This window comes from Pseudomonas sp. NPDC087598 (assembly GCF_044743525.1).
Taxonomy (GTDB): domain Bacteria; phylum Pseudomonadota; class Gammaproteobacteria; order Pseudomonadales; family Pseudomonadaceae; genus Aquipseudomonas.
Genome location: NZ_JBIUWQ010000020.1, coordinates 30,242 through 52,036 on the forward strand (window position 1 = coordinate 30,242; position 21,795 = coordinate 52,036).

Sequence of the window (21,795 nt, forward strand, 5' to 3'; positions counted from 1 at the left end):
CCGGTAAAGTTCGACCTCTAAGCCATTGCAGTTTGTAACACCTGCGGATTGGCGTGAAAAAACACGTGCTCGCGCACCGGCCCGACGGCCACTTCGCCGATCTCTTCGTAGCCCTGCCTTTTATAGAACTCCAGGTAACGCGGATTGCCGGTGTCGAGCACCACGCCTTGCGAGGTTTCGTCCACGGCGCACCAGTTGTGTACGGCGGTCAGCAGTTGCTCGCCGAAGTGTTTGCCCTGGAACTGCGGATGAACGCCCAGCAGCGGCAGCATGTGCACCGAGTCACTGGGCACGCATGCGGCCACGGCATCGTGATATTCCAGATAGCGGCGGGTGCAGCGAAAACCGGTGCTGAGCACCATGCGCAGGCGCCATGCCCAACTTTCGGTGATGCCCAGCCGTCGTTGCGGCGGTGCGATCAGGGCGATGCCGATCAAGCGGTCGTTGACCAGCAGGCCGATGGCCGGCAAGTCCTGCAGGAAGTGTTGTTTGACCAACTCGCGCACCGTCGCCCGCACCCGCTGCTCATAACCGGGGCGCTCGGCCTCGAACAGATAACCGAAGGTCGGTTCGTGGCGATAGGCCTGATACAGCAAGGATCGGGCTTCGCGCGAGTAGCCACGGTCGAGCATGTGAATGTCGGCGATGGCGGTCTGGGATTCAGGCATGACGATGATTCTCCCCGGGGCACGGCTCAAATGGCGGCGCTCTTGTTGGTACGAACCTTTTGGCGTTGGCACAGTTCCCCACAGGTATAGCCCAACTCAGGATCTTCATCGATTTCGCCGGCCTCTTCGCCAGCAGGCTCGCTCCCACATTTCGATCGTGTTCACCCTGTGGGAGCGAGCCTGCTCGCGAAGAGGCCAGAACAGGCACCACACATCCCACAGGCCAAAATGTTTTCTCCCACCCCACACTGGCCCCCATCCCACATGTCAGCTAGCATCGCCCTTTTGCCAGGACTGCCGACCATGAAGATCGTTTCCTTCAACATCAACGGACTGCGCGCCCGTCCGCATCAGCTGGCAGCGCTGATCGAAAAACACCAGCCCGACGTGATCGGCCTGCAGGAAACCAAAGTCCACGACGACCAGTTCCCGCTGGAAGAAGTGCGCGCCCTGGGCTACCACGTGTATTTCCACGGCCAAAAGGGCCATTACGGTGTTGCCCTGCTCTCGCGCCAGGAACCGATTGCCATCCACAAAGGTTTCGCCACTGACGAAGAAGACGCCCAGCGCCGCTTCATCTGGGGCACGTTCGCCGACGCCAATGGCGTGCCGGTGACGATCATGAACGGCTATTTCCCACAGGGCGAAAGCCGCGACCACCCGACCAAATTCCCCGCCAAGCAGCGCTTTTACAGCGATCTGCAAACCCTGCTGGAAAGCCAGTTCCACAACGAACAGCCGCTGGTGGTGATGGGCGATGTGAACATTTCCCCGGAAGACTGCGACATCGGCATCGGCCCGGACAACATGAAGCGCTGGCTGAAAACCGGCAAGTGCAGCTTCCTGCCGGAAGAGCGCGAGTGGATGGCGCGCCTGAAGAATTGGGGCCTGACCGACAGCTATCGTCACCTCAACCCGGACGTGACCGACATGTTCAGCTGGTTCGACTACCGCAGCCGTGGCTTTGAAGATGAGCCGAAGCGTGGCCTGCGCATTGATGTGATTCTGGCGTCCCACGGTTTGCTGCCACGGGTGAAGGCGGCGGGTGTGGACTACGAATTGCGCGGGATGGAAAAGCCTTCGGATCATGCGCCGATCTGGCTTGAACTGGCCTGACCTTAAAGCCACCACAGAATCACACTTGACAATGGGGTTCTGTGGTCGGCTGACCTGTGGTGAGGGGATTTATCCCCGATGGTTGGCGAAGCCGACCCAAAACTTGTGAATGCGGTTTAACAGGAAAAATTTTGGGGGCGCTTCGCACCCCATCGGGGATAAATCCCCTCGCCACAAAGGCTCCTCTACATTGAATCACTGTCATGTTTTGGTCATGCGCCTGACTTAATCTCCCCGGCAATCCCCTTGGCTTGATTCGGTGCCGGCATGACCCTGCGTGTTCTGTGCGTTTTTCTATTGAGTGGATGGCTGACGGTCTCTGCCGCTGCCCTGCCGATACCCGAAAACGGCCCGGCGCTGCGCATTCAGGGTTCCAACACGATTGGCGCAGAACTCGGTCCGGCGCTGGTCGAAGGCTTGCTGCAAGAGCAAGGCCTGCTGAAAATCCACCGCGAAACCCCGGACACCGCCAACGAACAACGCATCGTCGGCCAGACCGCCCAAGGCAAACGTGTGGTGGTGGAAGTCGCTGCGCACGGCTCCAGCACCGGGTTCACCGCGCTGAAAAACGCCAGTGCCGACCTGGCCGCCGCTTCCCGCGAGATCAAGGACAGCGAACTGCTCAGCCTGCAAGCACTGGGCGATCTGAAAAGCCCTGCCGCCGAACAAGTCATCGCCATCGATGGCCTGGCGATCATCCTTCACCCCGATAACCCATTGCAGCAACTGGACACCGAGCAACTGGCGCGCATCTTCAGCGGCGAGGTGAAAACCTGGGAAGACCTTGGCGGTCGTGGCGGGGCGATTCATTTATATGCACGGGATGATCAGTCCGGCACGTACGACACGTTTAAGGAACTGGTCCTCAACCGTCGTGGGAAGAATTTGAACAGCGCCGCGAAAAGATTCGAATCCAGTGAGCAATTGTCCGACGCCGTCAGCACCGACCCGCAAGGCATCGGTTTCATCGGTTTGCCCTACGTGCGTCAGGCCAAAGCCGTGGCGATTGCCGATGGCGCCTCGCAATCGATGCTGCCGCTCAACAACCTGATCGCCACCGAAGACTATCCATTGTCACGCCGACTGTTCTTCTACTTGCCGCCGGACAGCAACAATCCTTGGGCCAAGGCGCTGGTGACGTTTGCGCAAAGCCGTCAGGGCCAGACAATCGTCGCTGCCAACGGTTTTATCAGTCAGACCGTGCGCGCCATGAGCGTCGCACCGAATTCGCTGATGCCCGAGGGTTATCAATCCCTCAGCCGTCATGCCCAGCGTCTGACAGTGAATTTCCGTTTCGAGGAAGGCAGCGCCAGCCTGGATAACAAGGCGCGGCAGGATCTGGCGCGGGTGTTCGACTATATAAAGCGCCACGACAAAAGCGATCGCGCGGTGACACTGGTGGGCTTTGGCGATGCCAAGGACGACCCGGCACGCGCGGATCTGCTGTCGAAGTTGCGGGCGATGGCGGTGCGAAGGGAATTGGTGAAGAACGGCGTGGTGTTGCGTGAGGTTCGCGGCTTTGGTGCGTTGATGCCGGTGGCGGCGAATAGCGCGGATGAAGGGCGGATCAAGAATCGAAGGGTTGAGGTGTGGGTGTATTGAACTGCAAGCTGAACCGCCGTTGTGGCGAGGGAGCTTGCTCCCGCTGGGTTGCGAAGCGACCCCATAACCAGACAACTCGGTTTTGTCAGCTATACCGAGTCGTCCGGATTTACGACTGCTGCGCAGCCGAGCGGGAGCAAGCTCCCTCGCCACAGTCGGTGCTGGATCAGCGTTCGCTGCGCAGCATTTCCTTCGGCACATACTTGCCGATCTCGAACTTGCCGATCGCCGCGCGGTGCACTTCGTCCGGGCCGTCAGCCAGGCGCAGGGTGCGTTGCATGGCGTACATGTAGGCCAGCGGGAAATCGTTGGAAACCCCTGCCCCGCCATGCATCTGGATCGCCCGGTCGATCACCCGCAGCGCCACATTTGGCGCAACGACTTTGATCTGCGCAATCTCGCTTTTCGCAACCTTGTTGCCGACGGTGTCCATCATGTACGCCGCTTTCAGCGTCAGCAGGCGTGCCATGTCGATCTCCATCCGCGAGTCGGCGATCTTGTCGACGTTGCCGCCCAAACGGGCCAGCGGTTTGCCGAACGCAGTACGGCTCACCGAGCGTTTGCACATCAACTCCAACGCACGCTCGGCCATGCCGACCGAACGCATGCAGTGGTGAATGCGGCCCGGGCCAAGGCGACCCTGAGCGATTTCGAAACCGCGTCCTTCACCCAACAGGACGTTTTCGTACGGCACGCGCACGTTGTCGAACAGAACTTCGGCGTGACCGTGCGGCGCGTCGTCGTAACCGAACACCGGCAGCGGACGGACGATTTTTACCCCGGGGGTATCAACCGGCACGAGGATCATCGAGTGCTGGGCGTGACGTGGCGCATCAGGGTTGCTCAGGCCCATGAAGATGAGGATTTTGCAGCGCGGATCGCAGGCGCCGGAGGTCCACCACTTTTTGCCGTTGATTACCCACTCGTCGCCATCGCGCACGGCACGGGCGGCCATGTTGGTGGCGTCGGACGAGGCCACGTCCGGCTCGGTCATGGCGAATGCCGAGCGGATTTCGCCACGCAGCAGCGGTTCGAGCCAACGCTGTTTCTGTTCTTCATTGGCGTAGCGCACCAGCACTTCCATGTTGCCGGTGTCCGGTGCCGAGCAGTTGAACGGTTCCGGCCCGAGCAGCGAACGGCCCATGATTTCCGCGAGCGGTGCGTATTCGAGGTTGCTCAGGCCGGCGCCAAGTTCCGATTCCGGCAGAAACAGATTCCACAGGCCTTCGGCTTTTGCCTTGGCTTTCAACTCTTCCATGATCGCCGTCGGCTGCCAGCGATCGCCTTCAGCGACCTGGCGTTCGAACACGGCTTCGGCCGGGTAAACGTAAGTGTCCATGAACGCGGTCACGCGCTCACGCAGTTCCTGCACCTTGGGCGAATAAGCGAAATCCATGAGCAATTACCTTCTTGTTGAGAGGTTGTTTAGGTCATGCAATCGATGCTAGAACAGCGCTGATAATTTACCTAGCCTATTCTCGGCGTGTATAAACATTCATCACCGATATATGATCCAGTGATCGTCAGCCCCTAAAACAGCCGCCCTTAATAACAAGAGAAGCCGCGTTATGAATCTGAGCAAGGTCGACCTCAACCTCTTCATCGTCTTCGACGCGATTTACACCGAAGCCAACCTGACCCGTGCCGGACAGATCGTCGGCATCACTCAGCCAGCGGTGTCCAACGCGCTGGCAAGGTTGCGTGAAACCTTCAACGACCCGCTCTTCGTGCGCACCGCCCAGGGCATGGTGCCGACGCCGATGGCGCAGAACATCATTGGCCCGGTGCGCAACGCGCTATCGCTGTTGCGGGTGTCGGTTCAGGAAAGCCGGATTTTCAACCCGGCGCAAGCGGTCAAGACCTACCGCATCAGCATGACCGACCTCACCGAAGCAGTGATTTTGCCGCCGCTGTTCCAGCGTCTGCGCCGTCTGGCGCCAACGGTGATCATCGAAAGCTTTCTGTCCAAACGCCGCGAGACCACCAAGGAATTGGCCGCCGGGCGTCTGGACTTTGCCGTGGATGCACCGCTCAACACCGACCCGCAAGTGCGCCACGTCAAGCTGATGGAGGACCGGTACGTCTGTGCGATGCGCAAGGGCCATCCGATGGCGGGCAAGGAAAAACTGTCGCTCGATGATTATCTGTCGTTGACCCACATCCACATTTCCAGCCGCCGCAGTGGTTTGGGTTATGTCGATCTGGCGCTGGGCAAAATGGGCATTCAGCGCAAGATCGCCCTGCGCTCGCAGCATTACCTGATGGCGTCGCAGGTGATGCAGCAAACCGATATGGTCATGACCGTGCCGGAACGTTTTGCGCGGCGGCATGAACTGCATGCATTCAATTTGCCGGTCAACGATGTGCCGCCGGTGGAGACGCATTTGTACTGGCATGAAAGCACTGACCAGGACCCGGCAAATCGCTGGATGCGCGAGCAGATGATCGAGTTGTGCCAGCAAGTGACGGCGCATGAGAAGAAGCTCGATAAGGTGTAAGGTTTTTCACCGCGTTATCGTTCTTCGCGAGCAGGCTCGCTCCCACACCGGATTTGTGAATGCCAAAGAACCTGTGGGAGCGAGCCTGCTCGCGAAGAGGCCAGCACTGACAACGAAGATCATCACCCTTGACGTAAACGTCAACCTGCCATTAGCTTAGCGCCAAGACCTTTTTTCGAGCGCTTTCATGAGCAGCCAGACTTACAGCATTTCCGACCTCGCCCGCGAGCTGGACATCACCACCCGGGCGATCCGTTTTTATGAAGAACAAGGCCTGCTCAGCCCCGAGCGTCGCGGCCAGGAACGGATTTATTCGCCGCGCGACAAAGTCAGCCTGAAGTTGATTCTGCGCGGCAAGCGCATCGGTTTCTCGCTGGCCGAATGCCGCGAACTGATCGAACTCTACGATCCGTCGAGCGGTAACACCAAACAGCTCAACAGCATGCTGGCGAAAATCAGCGAGCGCCGTGAACAGCTTGAGCAGCAGTTGCTCGACATCGAGCAGATGAAGCTGGAACTCGACACCGCCGAAGAGCGCTGTGTGCAGGCGCTGGAGCAAACGCTGAAGAGCCAGCAAGCGATCCAGTAAACAACTCAAATCCCTTTGTAGGAGTGAGCCTGCTCGCGATTGCCATTTCACATTCAACAGTCATGTTGACTGGTCTACCGTGATCGCGAGCAGGCTCACTCCTACAAGGGTTCACCACGCATTCAAAAGAACAGGTCAGCCCATGTCCCTCCCCTCCCAAGTACGCCTGATCGAAGTCGGCCCGCGCGATGGCCTGCAGAACGAAGCCCAACCAATCAGCGTGGCCGACAAGGTGCAACTGGTCGACGCTCTGAGCGCCGCCGGTCTCGGCTATATAGAAGTTGGCAGTTTCGTTTCACCGAAATGGGTGCCACAAATGGCCGGTTCCGCCGAAGTGTTCGCGCAGATCCAGCGCAAACCCGGCGTGACCTACGGCGCACTGGCGCCGAACCTGCGCGGTTTTGAAGACGCGATCGCCGCTGGTGTGAAGGAAGTCGCGGTGTTCGCCGCCGCGTCCGAAGCGTTCTCGCAGCGCAACATCAACTGCTCGATCAGCGAAAGCCTGGCGCGCTTTGCGCCGATCATGGAAGCGGCGCAACAGCACGGCGTTACCGTGCGCGGTTACGTGTCTTGCGTGCTTGGCTGCCCGTATGAAGGCACGGTCGCGCCGGAGCAAGTGGCCATGGTCGCACGCGAGTTGTACGCGATGGGCTGCTACGAAGTTTCGCTGGGCGACACCATCGGCACCGGCACCGCTGGCGCGACCCGCCGGCTGTTCGAAGTGGTGTCGGCGCACGTACCGCGCGACAAGCTCGCCGGGCATTTTCATGACACTTACGGCCAGGCGATGGCCAACATCTATGCCAGTCTGCTCGAAGGCATCGCGGTGTTCGACAGCTCTATTGCGGGGCTCGGCGGCTGCCCGTACGCAAAAGGCGCGAGCGGTAACGTTGCTACCGAAGACGTTGTGTACCTGCTCAATGGCCTGGGGATCGAGACCGGTATCGACCTGGACGCCTTGATTGCCGCGGGTCAGCAAATCAGCGCGGTGCTCGGCCGCCCAAGCGGTTCGCGCGTGGCCAAGGCTCGCGGCGCACAGTGAGTGGCTACGGTGTTACCGCTGAGTCGAAAACGTGGGCAGAAACGAGTAACACGGAAACAAATTGTCTGGCTTTGCCGGAACGCAACATCCTTAAAAATCGTATCTAACTGATTTATAAGGATTTTTAAAAGTTGGCACGGCTTCTGCTATCTCTATGGCATAACAAGAATAAAAAGCAGCAAACCAATAAAAATAAGACGTACCGACTCTGACATAACAAAAACAACACGGCAGAGACGCAGCTAACAGATTTTTTTGGAGAAGGTGTGCTTTTCAGGGTGCTCTCAGGAGTGACCCGCAACCGGGCAGAGAACAATAAAACTACCTTCAGGTAGCTCCCGAATCGGTTGGATCGTTTAACGAGAAAGCAGATCAGCGCTCAAAAAAATACGTTTGCTCTTGACCCCGGATGGGGGTCGCCAAAAACAGCGGTAAAGGGCCACGGTTACCAAAAACAACAACAGACCGACCCTCAATAATAAAAAAGAGCACGCGACGACAAAATTAAAGGGGAGCCTCGGCTCCCCTTTGTGCTTTCTGTGATTCCTCTTTCCACCACAGTTCCCTTGTAGGAGTGAGCCTGCTCGCGATAGCGGTGTATCAGTCAATATTTGCATCGACTGACATGACGCTTTCGCGAGCAGGCTCACTCCTACATTTGATCTTCGTCAGGCGTGCTTTTCGCGTAACTCTTCAATGCTTATTTCACGCATCCGGAATTTCTGAATCTTGCCCGTCACCGTCATCGGAAACTCTTCGACGAACTTGAAGTGCCGTGGCGTCTTGAAGTGCGCGATGCGCTCCTTGCACCAGGTTTGCAGCTCCAGCTCGGAAGCGTTGTGGCCGGGGTGAAATTTGATCCAGGCGACAATCTCTTCACCGTAACGCGAACACGGAATGCCGATCACCTGCACATCCGCCACCGCCGGGTGAGTGAAGAAGAACTCTTCCAGTTCGCGCGGGTAAATGTTTTCGCCGCCACGGATGATCATGTCTTTGTTACGCCCGGCGATGCAGACGTAACCCTCGTCGTTCATGCTCGCCAGGTCGCCGGTGTGCATCCAGCCAGCCTCATCGATAGCCTCGGCGGTCGCCTGCGGATTGTTCCAATAACCGAGCATCACGCTGTAACCGCGAGTGCACAACTCGCCGATGGTACCGCGTGGCAACAGGTTGCCGGCTTCGTCGATGATCTTGCTTTCCAGTTGCGGCTGAGTGCGGCCAACGGTGGTGACGCGCAGTTCAAGCTCGTCATTCGGGCCGGTCTGCAGCGAAACCGGACTGGTTTCAGTCATGCCGTAAGCAATCTGTACTTCGCTCATGTGCATTTCGCTGATGACCCGGCGCATCACTTCGATCGGGCAGGTCGCGCCAGCCATGATCCCGGTGCGCAGGCTCGACAGATCGAATTCGCTGCGTTGCGGCTGATCGAGCATGGCGATGAACATGGTCGGCACGCCATACAGCCCGGTGGCCTTCTCCTCGGCGACGGTTTGCAGGGTCTGCAACGGATCGAAAGCATCGTTGGGGTAAATCATCGTGCTGCCGTGGGTAATACAACCGAGGTTGCCCATGACCATGCCGAAGCAGTGATACAGCGGCACCGGGATCACCAGGCGATCAGTCGGGGTCAGGCCGATGCTTTCACCGACCATGTAACCGTTGTTGAGAATGTTGTAGTGACTGAGGGTCGCGCCCTTGGGGAAACCGGTCGTGCCGGAGGTGTACTGGATGTTCACCGGTTGATCGAAGTGCAGGCTGTCGCTGCGTTCACGCAACTGTTCTGCAGAGACACTGACGGCCAGACCGGCGAGTTGCGACCACGGCAGGAAACCTGATGGCGGCTGCGCATCCAGGCTGATCACGCCGCGCAGGTCCGGCAGACGCTCACTGCGCAACTGGCCAATGGCGTGCTCGGCCAGCTCCGGCACCAGGCCCTGCAACATGCCGTGATAGTTGGACGACTTGAACGCCCCCGCGCAGACCAGCCACTGACAGCCGGATTGTTTGAGCACATATTCCAGTTCGGAACTGCGGTAAGCCGGATTGATGTTGACCAGGATCACACCGATCTTTGCGGTGGCGATTTGCGTGATGCACCACTGCGCGCAATTCGGTGCCCAGATGCCGAGCCGGTCGCCAGCCTGCAAACCCAATGCGAGCAAGGCTCTGGCATGCACATCCACTGCATCGGCCAGTTGTCGCCACGAGTAGCGCAACTGCTGATGGCGCACCACGAGCGCCTCGCCGTCGGCGTACTGCATGACGGTCTGGTCGAACTTCTGCCCGATGGTCATCGCCAGCAAGGCTTTGTCCTGAGAACCGCGGCTATAGCTGCGCTGCGGGTTTGCACTGGGTTGATCCATGACGACCCCTATTGTCTTTATTAGTGGGTTTACCGGTTTACACTTTTTGTGGGAGCCAACTGTGGCGAGGGGATTTATCCCCGTTGGGTGGCGAAGCCGCCCCCTGCATAACTCCAGACAAATCAGATTTACAGATTTCACGACTGCTTCGCAGCCGAGCGGGGATAAATCCCCTCGCCACAAAAGCTCGTACCCACAAAAAAGCGATCCGCTTTCAATCTTGAACTGCCCATACTCTCGCTCAAGTTGACGTTAACGTAAAGGATGATTGACAGCCATTCGTCACAGGCTTACGTTAACGTAAAGGTGAGAACTGAAACGCCACTCTCCCCACCCTACAAAAAAGCCAAAAGGTGCCTCATGAGCTATCCATCCCTGAACTTTGCCCTCGGTGAAACCATCGACATGCTGCGCGATCAGGTTCAGTCCTTCGTCGCTAAAGAGATCGCTCCGCGTGCGGCGCAGATCGACAGTGACAACCTGTTCCCCGCCGACATGTGGCGCAAATTCGGAGACATGGGCCTGCTCGGCATCACCGTGCCGGAAGAGTACGGCGGTGCTGGCCTGGGTTACCTGGCGCACGTCGTGGCGATGGAAGAAATCAGCCGTGGCTCGGCTTCGGTGGCGTTGTCCTACGGCGCGCACTCCAATCTCTGCGTCAACCAGATCAACCGCAACAGCAACCACGAACAGAAAACCAAATACCTGCCGAAGCTGATCAGCGGCGAACACGTCGGCGCCCTCGCGATGAGCGAGCCGAACGCTGGCTCCGACGTGGTTTCGATGAAACTGCGCGCCGACAAACGCGGCGACCGCTTCGTCCTCAATGGCAGCAAGACCTGGATCACCAACGGTCCCGACGCCAACACCTACGTGATCTACGCCAAGACTGACCTGGAAAAAGGCCCGCACGGCATCACCGCATTCATCGTCGAGCGCGACTGGAAAGGTTTCAGCCGCAGCAATAAGTTCGACAAGCTCGGTATGCGCGGCTCCAACACTTGCGAACTGTTTTTCGATGACGTTGAAGTGCCGGAAGAGAACATTCTCGGCGTGCTCAACGGCGGCGTGAAAGTCTTGATGAGCGGCCTCGACTACGAGCGCGTGGTTCTCTCCGGTGGCCCAACCGGGATCATGCAGTCGTGCATGGACCTGATCGTGCCGTACATCCACGACCGCAAGCAGTTCGGCCAAAGCATCGGCGAATTCCAGCTGATCCAGGGCAAAGTCGCCGACATGTACACCCAACTCAACGCCAGTCGCGCTTACCTCTATGCGGTTGCACAGGCCTGCGAGCGTGGCGAAACCACGCGCAAGGACGCCGCCGGGGTGATCCTCTACACCGCCGAACGCGCCACGCAAATGGCCCTCGACGCGATCCAGATTCTTGGTGGCAATGGCTACATCAACGAGTTCCCGGCCGGGCGCCTGTTGCGTGACGCCAAGCTGTACGAAATCGGCGCCGGCACCAGTGAGATTCGTCGCATGCTGATCGGTCGCGAACTGTTCAACGAAACCCGCTAAAACGGAGCTGGCCATGGCTACCCTGCACACTCAGCTCAATCCTCGTTCAGCGGAGTTCGCCGCCAACAGCGCGGCAATGCTCAAGCAAGTCGACGCCTTGCATACCCTGCTCGCCCAAGTGGCGCAGGGTGGCGGCGCCAAGGCTCAGGAGCGCCACACCTCGCGGGGCAAACTGCTGCCGCGTGAGCGCATCAACCGCTTGCTCGATCCGGGCTCGCCGTTTCTGGAAATCAGTCAGTTGGCCGCGCACGCCGTGTATGGCGAGGACGTGCCCGCCGCTGGCGTGATTGCCGGGATCGGCCGGGTTGAAGGCGTCGAATGCATGATCGTCGCCAATGACGCGACGGTAAAAGGTGGCTCGTACTACCCGCTGACCGTGAAGAAACACCTGCGCGCGCAGACCATCGCACAGCAAAATCGTCTGCCGTGCATCTATCTGGTGGATTCGGGTGGCGCCAACCTGCCGCGTCAGGACGAAGTGTTCCCGGATCGCGAGCATTTCGGCCGGATCTTTTTCAACCAGGCCAACATGAGCGCCATGGGCATCCCGCAGATCGCCGTGGTCATGGGCTCGTGCACCGCGGGCGGCGCATACGTGCCGGCGATGGCCGACGAAGCCATCATGGTGCGCAATCAGGCGACCATTTTCCTCGCCGGCCCGCCGCTGGTGAAAGCCGCGACCGGGGAGGTGGTCAGCGCCGAGGACCTTGGCGGCGCCGATGTGCACTGCAAGATTTCCGGTGTGGCCGACCATTACGCCGAGAGCGATGAACACGCCCTCGCCCTAGCCCGCCGCAGCGTTGCCAACCTCAACTGGCGCAAGCTCGGCGAAGTGCAACAGCGCACGCCAATTGCGCCGTTGTACGCCAGCGACGAGTTGTACGGCGTGGTTTCCGCCGACGCCAAGCAACCGTTCGATGTGCGCGAAGTGATCGCGCGGCTGGTCGACGGTTCGGTGTTCGATGAATTCAAGGCACTGTTCGGCACGACACTGGTGTGCGGTTTTGCGCATCTGCACGGCTATCCGATTGCGATCCTCGCCAACAACGGCATCCTCTTCGCCGAAGCCGCGCAGAAAGGTGCGCACTTCATCGAACTGGCCTGCCAGCGTGGCATCCCGCTGCTGTTCTTGCAGAACATCACCGGTTTCATGGTCGGGCAGAAATACGAGGCCGGCGGCATCGCCAAGCACGGCGCGAAACTGGTGACGGCAGTGGCGTGCGCCAAGGTGCCAAAATTCACTGTGATCATCGGCGGCAGCTTCGGCGCCGGTAACTACGGCATGTGCGGTCGCGCTTACGATCCGCGTTTCCTGTGGATGTGGCCGAACGCGCGGATCGGCGTAATGGGCGCTGAACAGGCAGCGGGCGTGCTGGTGCAGGTCAAGCGCGAACAAGCCGAACGCAGCGGCCAAGGCTTCAGTGCGGAACAGGAAGCCGAAATCAAACAGCCGATCCTCGACCAGTACGAAGAACAGGGCCACCCCTACTATTCCAGCGCACGGTTGTGGGACGACGGGGTCATCGACCCGGCGCAGACCCGCGATGTGCTGGCCCTGGCCTTGTCCGCGTCGCTGAACGCGCCAATCGAACCGAGCCGCTTCGGCGTGTTCCGGATGTGATGCTTTTTTGTGGGAGCGAGCCTGCTCGCGAAGGCTTCAGCGCGGTTATCGGCACGACCGCGTAATCGTTCTTCGCGAGCAGGCTCGCTCCCACAGAAACCGTGGAGACGGATGAATATGAGCGACTTCAACACCCTTGAACTGCAAACCGACCCGCGGGGTTTCGCCACCCTGTGGCTCAACCGCGCAGAAAAGAACAACGCGTTCAACGCCGAGATGATCCGCGAGTTGATCCTCGCCCTCGACAAGGTAGCCAGCGACGCCAGCCTGCGTTTCCTGCTGGTGCGCGGGCGCGGTAAACATTTCAGCGCTGGCGCCGACCTGGCCTGGATGCAGCAATCGGCCGAACTCGATTACCACACCAACCTCGACGACGCCCGCGAACTGGCCGAGCTGATGTACAACCTCGCCAAGCTGAAAATCCCGACCCTGGCGGTGGTGCAAGGCGCGGCATTCGGTGGTGCACTGGGCCTGATCAGCTGCTGCGACATGGCCATTGGCGCCGATGACGCGCAGTTCTGCCTGTCGGAAGTACGCATCGGTTTGGCACCCGCAGTAATCAGCCCGTTCGTGGTGCAGGCCATCGGCGAACGCGCCGCACGTCGCTATGCGCTGACAGCCGAACGTTTCGGCGGCCAGCGCGCTCGGGAAATCGGTTTGTTGTCAGAAAGCTATCCAGCCGCAGAACTTGAGCAACACGTTGAGCAATGGATCGACAACCTGCTGCTCAACAGCCCTGCTGCAATGCGCGCCAGCAAAGACTTGCTGCGTGAAGTCGGCAATGGCGCGCTGACCCCGGCGTTGCGTCGCTATACCGAAAACGCCATCGCGCGCATCCGCGTCAGCGCCGAAGGCCAGGAAGGCTTGCGCGCCTTTCTGCAAAAACGTCCGCCGAACTGGCAAGCCGCAACCACCACCAAGGAGCCGCGTTGATGAGCGCACCTGTTCTCACCACCCTGCTGGTGGCCAACCGTGGCGAAATCGCTTGCCGCGTGATGCGCACCGCCAAGGCGCTGGGCCTGACCACCGTCGCCGTGCACAGCGCCACCGACCGCGACGCGCGGCACAGCCGTGAAGCGGATATCCGCGTCGACCTTGGCGGCAGTAAAGCGTCCGACAGTTATCTGCAAATCGACAAACTGATCGCGGCGGCCAAGGCCAGCGGCGCGCAGGCCATCCATCCGGGATATGGCTTTCTCTCCGAGAACGCCGGGTTTGCTCGCGCCATCGAAGCGGCGGGGCTGATTTTCCTCGGCCCGCCCGCCTCGGCCATCGACGCCATGGGTAGCAAATCCGCGGCCAAGGCGTTGATGGAAACGGCCGGCGTGCCGCTGGTGCCGGGTTATCACGGCGAAGCCCAGGACCTGGATACCTTCCGTGATGCCTGTGAGCGGATTGGTTATCCAGTGTTGCTCAAGGCCACTGCCGGTGGCGGCGGCAAGGGCATGAAAGTCGTCGAGGACGTCAGCCAACTGGCCGAAGCCCTCGCCTCGGCTCAGCGTGAGGCGCAGTCGTCGTTCGGCGATTCGCGGATGCTGGTGGAGAAATACCTGCTCAAGCCACGTCATGTGGAAATCCAGGTGTTTGCCGACCAGCATGGCAATTGTCTTTACCTCAACGAGCGTGACTGCTCGATTCAGCGCCGCCACCAGAAAGTCGTCGAGGAAGCACCGGCACCGGGCCTGACACCGGAACTGCGGCGCGCCATGGGTGAGGCGGCAGTGCGTTCGGCGCAGGCGATCGGTTATGTCGGCGCCGGCACCGTGGAGTTCCTGCTGGATGCACGCGGCGAGTTCTTCTTCATGGAGATGAACACGCGACTGCAAGTCGAGCATCCGGTGACCGAAGCCATCACCGGACTGGATCTGGTGGCGTGGCAGATTCGCGTTGCCCGTGGCGAAGCGCTGCCAATCACCCAGGCGCAAGTACCGCTCAACGGCCATGCGATTGAGGTCCGCTTGTATGCCGAAGACCCTTCGAACGATTTCCTGCCGGCTACCGGGCGTCTGGAGTTGTATCGCGAATCGACTGAGGGTCCGGGACGTCGGGTTGATAGCGGCGTTGAAGAAGGTGACGAGATTTCGCCGTTCTACGACCCGATGCTCGGCAAGTTGATTGCCTGGGGCGAGGATCGTGAACAGGCGCGCCTGCGACTGTTGAGCATGCTCGATGAATTCGCGATTGGCGGGCTGAAAACCAACATCAATTTTCTGCGCCGGATCATTGCTCATCCTGCGTTTGCCGCGGCGGAACTGGATACCGGGTTTATTCCGCGTTACCAGGAGCAACTGTTGCCGGCTCCGGGCGAGTTGAGTGACGCGTTCTGGAATGCCGCAGCGCGGGCGTTCACGCAGAGCCTGCCGGCGCTTGCACGCAAGGATGACCCGAGTTCGCCATGGGCATTGAACAGCGGTTTGCGTGCAGGTCTGCCGCAGGAAATCACTGTGCATTTGAGTTGCGAAGGCCAGGACCGAGCGCTGACGTTGGGCGCCAGTAACGACGCGAAACTTTCCGGTGAAGCCTTGGTTGTCGAGCACGACGGCGTGCGTCGTTCCTTGCGCGCGATTCGCCAGGGCGATTCGCTGTTTCTGCAATGGGAAGGCGAGCTGCGGCGCATTCAGGCCTATGACCCGATCAGCGCTGTCGAAGCCAGCCATAGTCATCAGGGTGGCCTGACTGCGCCCATGAACGGCAGCATCGTGCGTGTTCTGGTCGAAGCCGGGCAGTCTGTCGAGGCCGGTGCGCAACTGGTGGTGCTGGAAGCCATGAAGATGGAACACAGTATCCGCGCGCCGCATGCCGGGGTGATCAAAGCGCTGTACTGCCAGGAAGGTGAAATGGTCGGCGAAGGCAGCGCTCTGGTTGAATTGGAAGAAGTGTAAATGCGGGGATCGATCCTACGCCTGGCGAGGATCGATCTGACTAGAAACGCGCCGTTGCCTGAACCACTACGCCGATGATTCGACAGTCATCGGTAAACAGGGCTTTCGGCCAGGTCGGATTGAGCGGTATCAGGTAACGCTGGCCGCCCTCTTCGTCCAGCTTGCGGAAGATCGCTTCTTCGCTGTCGGCCCACTGGGCGATCACCAGTTTTCCGGGCACCGCTTCCACCTCCGGATCCACCAGAATCAACATGCCTTCGGCAATGCTCGGGCCGCTGGGTGCGGTCATCGAGTTCCCGGCCACCGTCAGCCAGAACGCCGCCCCACGGGCATGGTAGTCCGTCAGTTGGAAAACCTGCTTGTCCGTCGCAACAACATAGGCAGGCTGACCGTCTTCGCGCACTTCGCACGGCGTCCGCCAATCGCTGACCGGGTAGCGGAAGTACGGGTTGTACTTCTGCGCCAGCGGCATGTCATCGTCCGGCGTGACTTGCGGTTCGCGAATCAACAGCACCACTTCGAGAAAGTCCATCCCGAGTGCTTGCAGCACGCGATTCATTTGCGTGATACCCGGCTCCCGGCGTTTGTTCAGCCAATGGCCGATCCCGCCCTGGGACATGCCGACGCGCTCTCCGAGCTCTGTTTGAGTGATTTTGAGTTCACTCATCTTGGCCTTGACCAACTCAATCCATTTATCCATATCCGGCACCTTACGCGGACGCCTTCGGCCAGCAAAACACATATTGTAGTATTTAAATCCTAGTCACAACTACGCATCGTACTATTCTGAAGCCACGGATTTTCAATCGAACAAGGAGTGGCCCCGATCATGAATATCAGCAGCAAAGACTTGCCCGATCTGCAAATGGACACCACGTTCACCTCGCCACAAGGCAACGCCGCGGCGCAGCGTGCCCTCGACTATTACTTGAAACCTGCTGTGTCAGAACCCGAGGTCGATGAGCGTTTTTTCGACGTCAGACGTCATCTCAGTGGCGAAGAGGCGTTGGTGCACGCCTCGGATCTGTTGCGTTGTGCGGCGGCGACCGCATTCAAGGCCGCAGAGAACCTGCAAGGCGCGAGCCGCGACCTGGCCTTTTCAGTGGTGCACATGGTGGATATGGCGCGGGCAATGGTCGACCATTCGCTCGATGGCGATGAAGTCTGAATAACGGATTTCGAACGGACAGGAAAGAATTTTCCAATCGCGCAGATAAAAACATTTGACTTGCAAATGATAATGATTATTATTGCAGGCAACTGGTCGCGAGATCAGTCGATGGACCAGAGACCTTAGGTCGGTCTTCTGGACTATCTCCTCATCAGGCTAATCACGGTTTTTGACCCGGCTTTTTGCCGGGTCTTTTTTTGCCCGTTTTTCGGGCTTATGGCTTCAGGCTAATGAAGTCTTCAGGTGCTGCAAATTCGATGGCGCGGATAATATCAAAAGAATATCGGTTGGCAAGCCAAGCCCGGCCACATTGGGCCAAACTAATGACAATTAGCACTTGAGAATCAATCGCACAGCCTCTAAGCTGCATCCGCGTCATGGAGGACGCCCCCCGCCACACCCCGCAATTTCCCTCGGTTTCACCTCTGTCTTGCGTGTAAAGTAGCCGCCATAAAAATCATATTCAGGAACCGATTATGACCGTGGCCAAATCTTCGTTCGACATCAGCGCCAACTTCGACAGCGGCAACATCCAAGTCATCGACATCAGCAATCCGCTCAACCCGGTTCTGGCCATCCGTCCAGACACCCGCAGCGCGCATTTCCAGTGGTTCCACTTCAAGGCCAGCGGCCTGCATGTGCATCAGGAACACTGGTTTCGCCTGGTCAACGCCAGCCAGTCCTCCTATAACAAAGCCTGGACCGGCTATCAGGCGGTTGCTTCGTACGATCACGTCAACTGGTTCCGCATTCCGACCCAATTCGAAGGCGACAGCCTGCGTTTCTGCCTCGAAGCCGAGCAGACTCACGCCTGGTTCGCCTACTTCGAACCCTACAGCCGCGGCCGTCACGACTGGCTGATCGAGCAGGCGCTGACCAAGGCCGGCACCGAGTTGCTGGCGACCGGCAAAAGCGTCGAGGGCCGCGACATTCAACTGCTGCGCAAAGGCAGCGGCGCCGAATGCCAGCGCAAAGTCTGGATCATCGCCCAACAGCATCCGGGCGAGCACATGGCCGAATGGTTCATGGAAGGCGTGATCGAGCGTCTGGAAAAACACGAAGATCCGGTACTGAACAAACTGCTCGCCAGCGCCGACCTGTACCTGGTGCCGAACATGAACCCGGACGGCGCTTTCCATGGCCATCTGCGCACCAATGCGATGGGCCAGGACCTGAACCGCGCTTGGCAGAATGCCAGCCAGGAAGTCAGCCCCGAGGTACTTTTTGTCCAGCAGCAGATGGAAAAGTACGGCGTCGATCTGTTCCTGGATGTACACGGCGATGAAGAAATCCCTCACGTATTCACCGCAGGTTGCGAAGGCAATCCGGGTTACACGCCACGGATCGAGAAACTCGAGGAGCATTTCCGCAGCCACCTGAAACACACCACCAAGGACTTTCAGACCAAGTACGGCTACACCCGCGACGAACCGGGCCAGGCCAACATGACCCTGGCGTGCAACAGCGTCGGCCAGAAGTACGACTGCCTGTCGCTGACCCTGGAAATGCCCTTCAAGGATCACGACGACGCGCCAAACCCGGAAACCGGCTGGTCGGGCAAACGCTCGAAACAGCTGGGCAAGGACGTGCTGACCACGATCGCCGATATGGTCGATACCCTGCGCTGATCCCTCCCCCGGTATCTACAAAAGATCGCAGCTTGTCTGCGATCTTTTGCTTTGTGTGGCCCACAGATTCGATCAATCAGGTTGCAAAATAAAACCAAAGTACCTACCGTGATCCTGGTTTCAATTTGAAACCTGAAAAGGATCCGGGTATGAAACCTCAATCACTCAGTAGCCGCGTAGTGCTGCTCTTCGCCGTTGCCTGCGGCTTGGCCGTGGGCAATGTGTATTACGCCCAGCCACTGCTGGATGCCATGGCCGACGCATTCGCCCTGTCGCCGGCGACCATTGGCATCGTTATTACCCTGACGCAGGTGGGATACGGCGTTGGATTGGTGCTGCTGGTGCCGCTCGGCGATCTGCTTAACCGACGGCGATTGATCGTCACGCAAACACTGCTTTCAGCCTGCGCGTTGCTGATGATTGCTTTGGCGCCCAACAGTGTGTGGCTGCTGCTGGGCATGACGCTGACCGGTTTGCTTGCCGTGGTCACGCAAGTGCTGGTGGCCTATGCCGCGACTCTGGCGATCCCGGCACAACGTGGCCGAGTGGTGGGTGTGGTCACCAGCGGCATCGTCGTCGGCATCTTGCTGGCGCGGACTGTCGCAGGAGCAATGGCTGATCTGGCCGGATGGCGCGCAATCTATTGGCTGTCGGCGGGCCTGACGTTATTGATGGCGTTGCTGCTGCTTCGCGTATTGCCCAAGGATGAAGAACCACAACCTGCATCGACCTACCGCGCATTGATCGCCTCGGTATTCGTCCTGTTCAAGGAAGAGCCCGTCCTGCGCCAACGAGCGCTGCTCGCCCTGCTGACGTTCGCCAGCGCCATGGTGCTGTGGACACCGATGGTGTTGCCTTTGGCCGCCCCGCCGCTGTCGCTTTCCCACAGCGAAATCGGATTGTTCGGACTGGCCGGTGCAGCAGGTGCACTGGCTGCTGCGCGTGCCGGACACCTGGCTGATCGCGGTCTGGGCCAATGGGTCAGCGGACTTTCGTTGTTACTGATGCTCGGCTCGTGGCTGCCGATCGCCCTCACCCAGTCTTCGTTATGGGCGTTGTTGCTCGGCGTGATCACCCTGGACCTGGGTCTGCAAGCCGTGCATGTCACCAGCCAGAGCATGATCTACAGCGTGCGACCCGAAGCACAAAGCCGCCTCACCGCCGGTTACATGCTGTTCTATTCGATCGGTAGCGCGCTGGGCTCGATCGGTTCGACCGCCATGTATGCGTGGGCCGGCTGGACCGGCGTGTGCCTGCTCGGCGCCGCAATAAACACCGTCGCCCTCCTCTACTGGTGGAAAACCCTGGCACCACAACCTTGTGGCGAGGGAGCTTGCTCCCCAACCACAGAGGCCCGGTATTAATCGCGATCGCGCCCGCGCAACATGCTGTCGAGCACTTCGTCGCGGCGCACCCAGCCATGAAACAGCGCCGCCGCCAAATGCAGCAGCACCGTCAGGAACAACAGGTAGGCCAGATACCCGTGCGCCTTGCGCAGCAACGCAAACAGCTGCGCATCCGCCGGCACAATCGACGGCAACTGCAACGAACTGCTGAGCATGACGGGCTCGCCTGAAGCACTGATCATCGCCCAGCCGAGCAGCGGCAGCACCAGCATCAGCGCATACAGCAAGACGTGCGAAGCCTTGGCGGCCAGCACCTGCCAGTCCGGCAGGTCCGCCGGCAGCGGTGGCTGGCGAGTCAAGAAACGCACCAGCAGGCGCACGATCACCAGCGCGAGAATCGCAATCCCCAACGGCTTGTGCAGATGGATCAGCCATTCATGCCGTTCTGACACCGAGGTGACCATTCCGGCACCGATAAACAGCATGGCGATGATCATCAGCGCCATCAGCCAGTGCAGCACCCGCGCCAGTAGAGCGAAATGAGTCGGTTGAGTGCTCATTGACGAGCCTCCTGTTTGGCGGCGGGCAACTGGCTGACTTCGCTGGTGCGGCGCAGATAGGAATCGGCGTAACCGGCCGAGCGTGCGGCGAGTAACGGGTCGTCGCTACCTTGAATCCCGGCTGGCAGCACCAACGGGTCGTAGTTGATGTCGCGGCACTCGCCACTGAGTTGCGGCTGGGTCTTTTCCAGCACCAACGTGCCGGCGTTCAATACCTTGCGCCCGGCGGGCCAGGTTTTGCTGGCGTCGTTGACCGGGTCATCGGCATTCGCCAGGGTGATGTTAAGCTGAAAACGCAGCGGCGCAGCAGCCAAGCGTTGCACCAGGTCTTTTTCCAGAAAGTCGGCGCCCTCAGGTGCACTGGCGCCGGCAGCGTCTTGCGCCAACGGCGTCATGCTCCAGCGCACTGCCTGCTTCTTGCCGCTGGCGTCCACCAGATAGAACGCGTTGATGCTGTTATAGGTTTCGGTGGCATAACTGGCCGACGGCTTGGCGGTCTTGACCCACGTCAGAAACGGCACCGCTTCCGGGTGCGAGGCGAAGAATGCCGGCACCTTGGCTTGATCCGGTTTACCGGTGGCCGGGTCCGGCGACTGCGCCTGCTGCAATTGATAGAACGCCTCAGGCGTGCCCACCGGGAACACCGGCATGCTGTTCATCCCGGTGCGCCATTGCTGACCATTGGCCTGGGTAAATCGCAGCGCCAGACTGCGGATCGGCACGCTGCTGTCCGGCGCATAAGGGTTGCCCGCCGGCAGCGCGAAACGCCCGACCACCGGAGTACGCGGCTCATTGAACACCTGCGCGGTGGAGAACACTCGCGCCTCGCCACTGCTCTCGAAATGCCCGATCACGCACACGCCTTTGGCGTGATTACGACGGAATCCCGGGTGCACGCCGTTGTTCTTTTCCAGCACATCGACCAGCGCCTTGGGCGTCAGACGCTGTGGGTCAAAGTTACCGTGAACGTAGGCAAATGCCCCGGCCACGGCAGCGACCACCACGGCAATGCCGCCCAGACGCAGTATCAGGCTCGCCGCACTCAATGGCGGGCGTTGCGGCCCGCCGGGCCTCTTGATATCGGGTGAGATGCGATCAACCATGAAAGACTCCAGGGCCAATGGCCATAGGGAAAGGTGCTATGAGACGCACGCCTCGTAGGTTTATTCCCTTTGAACTGTA

The 21,795-nt window shown here is 59.6% G+C and carries 18 protein-coding genes; 12 read left to right on the top strand and 6 right to left on the bottom strand.

The features are described from left to right. Nucleotides 1-17: 17 nt before the first annotated feature. The gene (locus ACIOWE_RS13350; RefSeq protein WP_201237638.1) at nucleotides 18-668 is read right to left on the bottom strand and encodes an N-acetyltransferase; all 651 of its coding nucleotides are present in this window, start codon (nucleotides 666-668) and stop codon (nucleotides 18-20) included. Between the two features lie 303 nt (nucleotides 669-971). Here ACIOWE_RS13350 and xthA point away from each other — a divergent pair, with 303 nt between their 5' ends. Further along, on the top strand, nucleotides 972-1,784 hold the full coding sequence (xthA, locus tag ACIOWE_RS13355) for an exodeoxyribonuclease III (protein WP_201237637.1): 813 nt from the start codon (nucleotides 972-974) through the stop codon (nucleotides 1,782-1,784). Between the two features lie 267 nt (nucleotides 1,785-2,051). Then, a complete protein-coding gene (locus ACIOWE_RS13360) occupies nucleotides 2,052-3,386 on the top strand; it encodes a substrate-binding domain-containing protein (RefSeq protein WP_401391918.1) in 1,335 nt (444 codons plus the stop codon). Nucleotides 3,387-3,552: 166 nt separating this feature from the next. On the opposite strand, the gene ACIOWE_RS13365 is transcribed toward ACIOWE_RS13360, so the two are convergent. Then, nucleotides 3,553-4,782, bottom strand: a complete 1,230-nt coding sequence (locus tag ACIOWE_RS13365) for an acyl-CoA dehydrogenase (protein WP_401391921.1) — start codon at nucleotides 4,780-4,782, stop codon at nucleotides 3,553-3,555. Between the two features lie 172 nt (nucleotides 4,783-4,954). On the opposite strand from ACIOWE_RS13365, the gene ACIOWE_RS13370 reads away from it, so the two are divergent. From ACIOWE_RS13370 to ACIOWE_RS13380, 3 genes are all read left to right on the top strand, one after another. Further along, nucleotides 4,955-5,884 carry a LysR family transcriptional regulator gene (locus ACIOWE_RS13370; RefSeq protein WP_095189900.1) on the top strand — a complete coding sequence of 310 codons (930 nt, stop codon included), beginning with the start codon at nucleotides 4,955-4,957 and terminating at the stop codon, nucleotides 5,882-5,884. A 187-nt stretch (nucleotides 5,885-6,071) separates the two neighbouring features. Beyond that, nucleotides 6,072-6,473 (top strand): MerR family DNA-binding transcriptional regulator, encoded by a 402-nt coding sequence (locus ACIOWE_RS13375; RefSeq protein ID WP_038362702.1) that lies wholly within the window; start codon nucleotides 6,072-6,074, stop codon nucleotides 6,471-6,473. 142 nt (nucleotides 6,474-6,615) lie between these two features. Next, nucleotides 6,616-7,515, top strand: a complete 900-nt coding sequence (locus ACIOWE_RS13380) for a hydroxymethylglutaryl-CoA lyase (RefSeq protein WP_401391924.1) — start codon at nucleotides 6,616-6,618, stop codon at nucleotides 7,513-7,515. A gap of 668 nt (nucleotides 7,516-8,183) precedes the next feature. On the opposite strand, the gene ACIOWE_RS13385 is transcribed toward ACIOWE_RS13380, so the two are convergent. Further along, complete coding sequence (locus ACIOWE_RS13385) at nucleotides 8,184-9,881, bottom strand: AMP-binding protein (RefSeq protein WP_401391927.1); 1,698 nt, start codon at nucleotides 9,879-9,881, stop codon at nucleotides 8,184-8,186. 360 nt (nucleotides 9,882-10,241) lie between these two features. Here ACIOWE_RS13385 and ACIOWE_RS13390 point away from each other — a divergent pair, with 360 nt between their 5' ends. From ACIOWE_RS13390 to ACIOWE_RS13405, 4 genes are all read left to right on the top strand, one after another. Beyond that, the gene (locus tag ACIOWE_RS13390; protein WP_401391930.1) at nucleotides 10,242-11,405 is read left to right on the top strand and encodes an isovaleryl-CoA dehydrogenase; all 1,164 of its coding nucleotides are present in this window, start codon (nucleotides 10,242-10,244) and stop codon (nucleotides 11,403-11,405) included. Between the two features lie 13 nt (nucleotides 11,406-11,418). After that, the gene (locus tag ACIOWE_RS13395) at nucleotides 11,419-13,026 is read left to right on the top strand and encodes a carboxyl transferase domain-containing protein (RefSeq protein ID WP_007917238.1); all 1,608 of its coding nucleotides are present in this window, start codon (nucleotides 11,419-11,421) and stop codon (nucleotides 13,024-13,026) included. A 117-nt stretch (nucleotides 13,027-13,143) separates the two neighbouring features. Continuing rightward, nucleotides 13,144-13,959, top strand: coding sequence for a gamma-carboxygeranoyl-CoA hydratase (locus ACIOWE_RS13400; RefSeq protein ID WP_401391935.1), 816 nt, complete (start codon nucleotides 13,144-13,146; stop codon nucleotides 13,957-13,959). Next, nucleotides 13,959-15,908, top strand: a complete 1,950-nt coding sequence (locus tag ACIOWE_RS13405; RefSeq protein ID WP_401391938.1) for an acetyl/propionyl/methylcrotonyl-CoA carboxylase subunit alpha — start codon at nucleotides 13,959-13,961, stop codon at nucleotides 15,906-15,908. The genes ACIOWE_RS13400 and ACIOWE_RS13405 overlap by 1 nt, the downstream gene beginning before the upstream one ends. 40 nt (nucleotides 15,909-15,948) lie before the next feature. Here the strand turns inward: ACIOWE_RS13405 and ACIOWE_RS13410 are convergent, their stop codons facing one another. Next, the gene (locus tag ACIOWE_RS13410; RefSeq protein WP_401391941.1) at nucleotides 15,949-16,608 is read right to left on the bottom strand and encodes a LexA family protein; all 660 of its coding nucleotides are present in this window, start codon (nucleotides 16,606-16,608) and stop codon (nucleotides 15,949-15,951) included. Nucleotides 16,609-16,737: 129 nt separating this feature from the next. Between ACIOWE_RS13410 and ACIOWE_RS13415 the strand changes: the two genes are divergently transcribed. The 3 genes from ACIOWE_RS13415 to ACIOWE_RS13425 all read left to right on the top strand — a co-directional run bounded on the left by ACIOWE_RS13415 (nucleotide 16,738) and on the right by ACIOWE_RS13425 (nucleotide 20,071). Next, the gene (locus ACIOWE_RS13415) at nucleotides 16,738-17,076 is read left to right on the top strand and encodes a DUF6124 family protein (RefSeq protein ID WP_401391944.1); all 339 of its coding nucleotides are present in this window, start codon (nucleotides 16,738-16,740) and stop codon (nucleotides 17,074-17,076) included. A 479-nt stretch (nucleotides 17,077-17,555) separates the two neighbouring features. Beyond that, nucleotides 17,556-18,707, top strand: a complete 1,152-nt coding sequence (locus tag ACIOWE_RS13420) for a M14-type cytosolic carboxypeptidase (protein WP_401391947.1) — start codon at nucleotides 17,556-17,558, stop codon at nucleotides 18,705-18,707. A 149-nt stretch (nucleotides 18,708-18,856) separates the two neighbouring features. Further along, nucleotides 18,857-20,071 carry an MFS transporter gene (locus tag ACIOWE_RS13425; protein ID WP_401391950.1) on the top strand — a complete coding sequence of 405 codons (1,215 nt, stop codon included), beginning with the start codon at nucleotides 18,857-18,859 and terminating at the stop codon, nucleotides 20,069-20,071. On the opposite strand, the gene ACIOWE_RS13430 is transcribed toward ACIOWE_RS13425, so the two are convergent. Then, nucleotides 20,068-20,613: a cytochrome b gene (locus tag ACIOWE_RS13430; protein ID WP_401391953.1), complete on the bottom strand. Its 546-nt coding sequence runs from the start codon at nucleotides 20,611-20,613 to the stop codon at nucleotides 20,068-20,070. The genes ACIOWE_RS13425 and ACIOWE_RS13430 overlap by 4 nt on opposite strands. After that, nucleotides 20,610-21,716: a catalase family peroxidase gene (locus tag ACIOWE_RS13435; protein WP_401391956.1), complete on the bottom strand. Its 1,107-nt coding sequence runs from the start codon at nucleotides 21,714-21,716 to the stop codon at nucleotides 20,610-20,612. Before ACIOWE_RS13435 ends, ACIOWE_RS13430 begins: the two co-directional genes overlap by 4 nt. Nucleotides 21,717-21,795 lie beyond the last annotated feature (79 nt).

Coding starts and splice junctions, on each gene's coding strand:
- ACIOWE_RS13350 (WP_201237638.1), bottom strand. CDS start 668: ATGCCTGAATCCCAGACCGCCATCGCCGACATTCACATGCTCGACCGT.
- xthA (WP_201237637.1), top strand. CDS start 972: ATGAAGATCGTTTCCTTCAACATCAACGGACTGCGCGCCCGTCCGCAT.
- ACIOWE_RS13360 (WP_401391918.1), top strand. CDS start 2,052: ATGACCCTGCGTGTTCTGTGCGTTTTTCTATTGAGTGGATGGCTGACG.
- ACIOWE_RS13365 (WP_401391921.1), bottom strand. CDS start 4,782: ATGGATTTCGCTTATTCGCCCAAGGTGCAGGAACTGCGTGAGCGCGTG.
- ACIOWE_RS13370 (WP_095189900.1), top strand. CDS start 4,955: ATGAATCTGAGCAAGGTCGACCTCAACCTCTTCATCGTCTTCGACGCG.
- ACIOWE_RS13375 (WP_038362702.1), top strand. CDS start 6,072: ATGAGCAGCCAGACTTACAGCATTTCCGACCTCGCCCGCGAGCTGGAC.
- ACIOWE_RS13380 (WP_401391924.1), top strand. CDS start 6,616: ATGTCCCTCCCCTCCCAAGTACGCCTGATCGAAGTCGGCCCGCGCGAT.
- ACIOWE_RS13385 (WP_401391927.1), bottom strand. CDS start 9,881: ATGGATCAACCCAGTGCAAACCCGCAGCGCAGCTATAGCCGCGGTTCT.
- ACIOWE_RS13390 (WP_401391930.1), top strand. CDS start 10,242: ATGAGCTATCCATCCCTGAACTTTGCCCTCGGTGAAACCATCGACATG.
- ACIOWE_RS13395 (WP_007917238.1), top strand. CDS start 11,419: ATGGCTACCCTGCACACTCAGCTCAATCCTCGTTCAGCGGAGTTCGCC.
- ACIOWE_RS13400 (WP_401391935.1), top strand. CDS start 13,144: ATGAGCGACTTCAACACCCTTGAACTGCAAACCGACCCGCGGGGTTTC.
- ACIOWE_RS13405 (WP_401391938.1), top strand. CDS start 13,959: ATGAGCGCACCTGTTCTCACCACCCTGCTGGTGGCCAACCGTGGCGAA.
- ACIOWE_RS13410 (WP_401391941.1), bottom strand. CDS start 16,608: ATGGATAAATGGATTGAGTTGGTCAAGGCCAAGATGAGTGAACTCAAA.
- ACIOWE_RS13415 (WP_401391944.1), top strand. CDS start 16,738: ATGAATATCAGCAGCAAAGACTTGCCCGATCTGCAAATGGACACCACG.
- ACIOWE_RS13420 (WP_401391947.1), top strand. CDS start 17,556: ATGACCGTGGCCAAATCTTCGTTCGACATCAGCGCCAACTTCGACAGC.
- ACIOWE_RS13425 (WP_401391950.1), top strand. CDS start 18,857: ATGAAACCTCAATCACTCAGTAGCCGCGTAGTGCTGCTCTTCGCCGTT.
- ACIOWE_RS13430 (WP_401391953.1), bottom strand. CDS start 20,613: ATGAGCACTCAACCGACTCATTTCGCTCTACTGGCGCGGGTGCTGCAC.
- ACIOWE_RS13435 (WP_401391956.1), bottom strand. CDS start 21,716: ATGGTTGATCGCATCTCACCCGATATCAAGAGGCCCGGCGGGCCGCAA.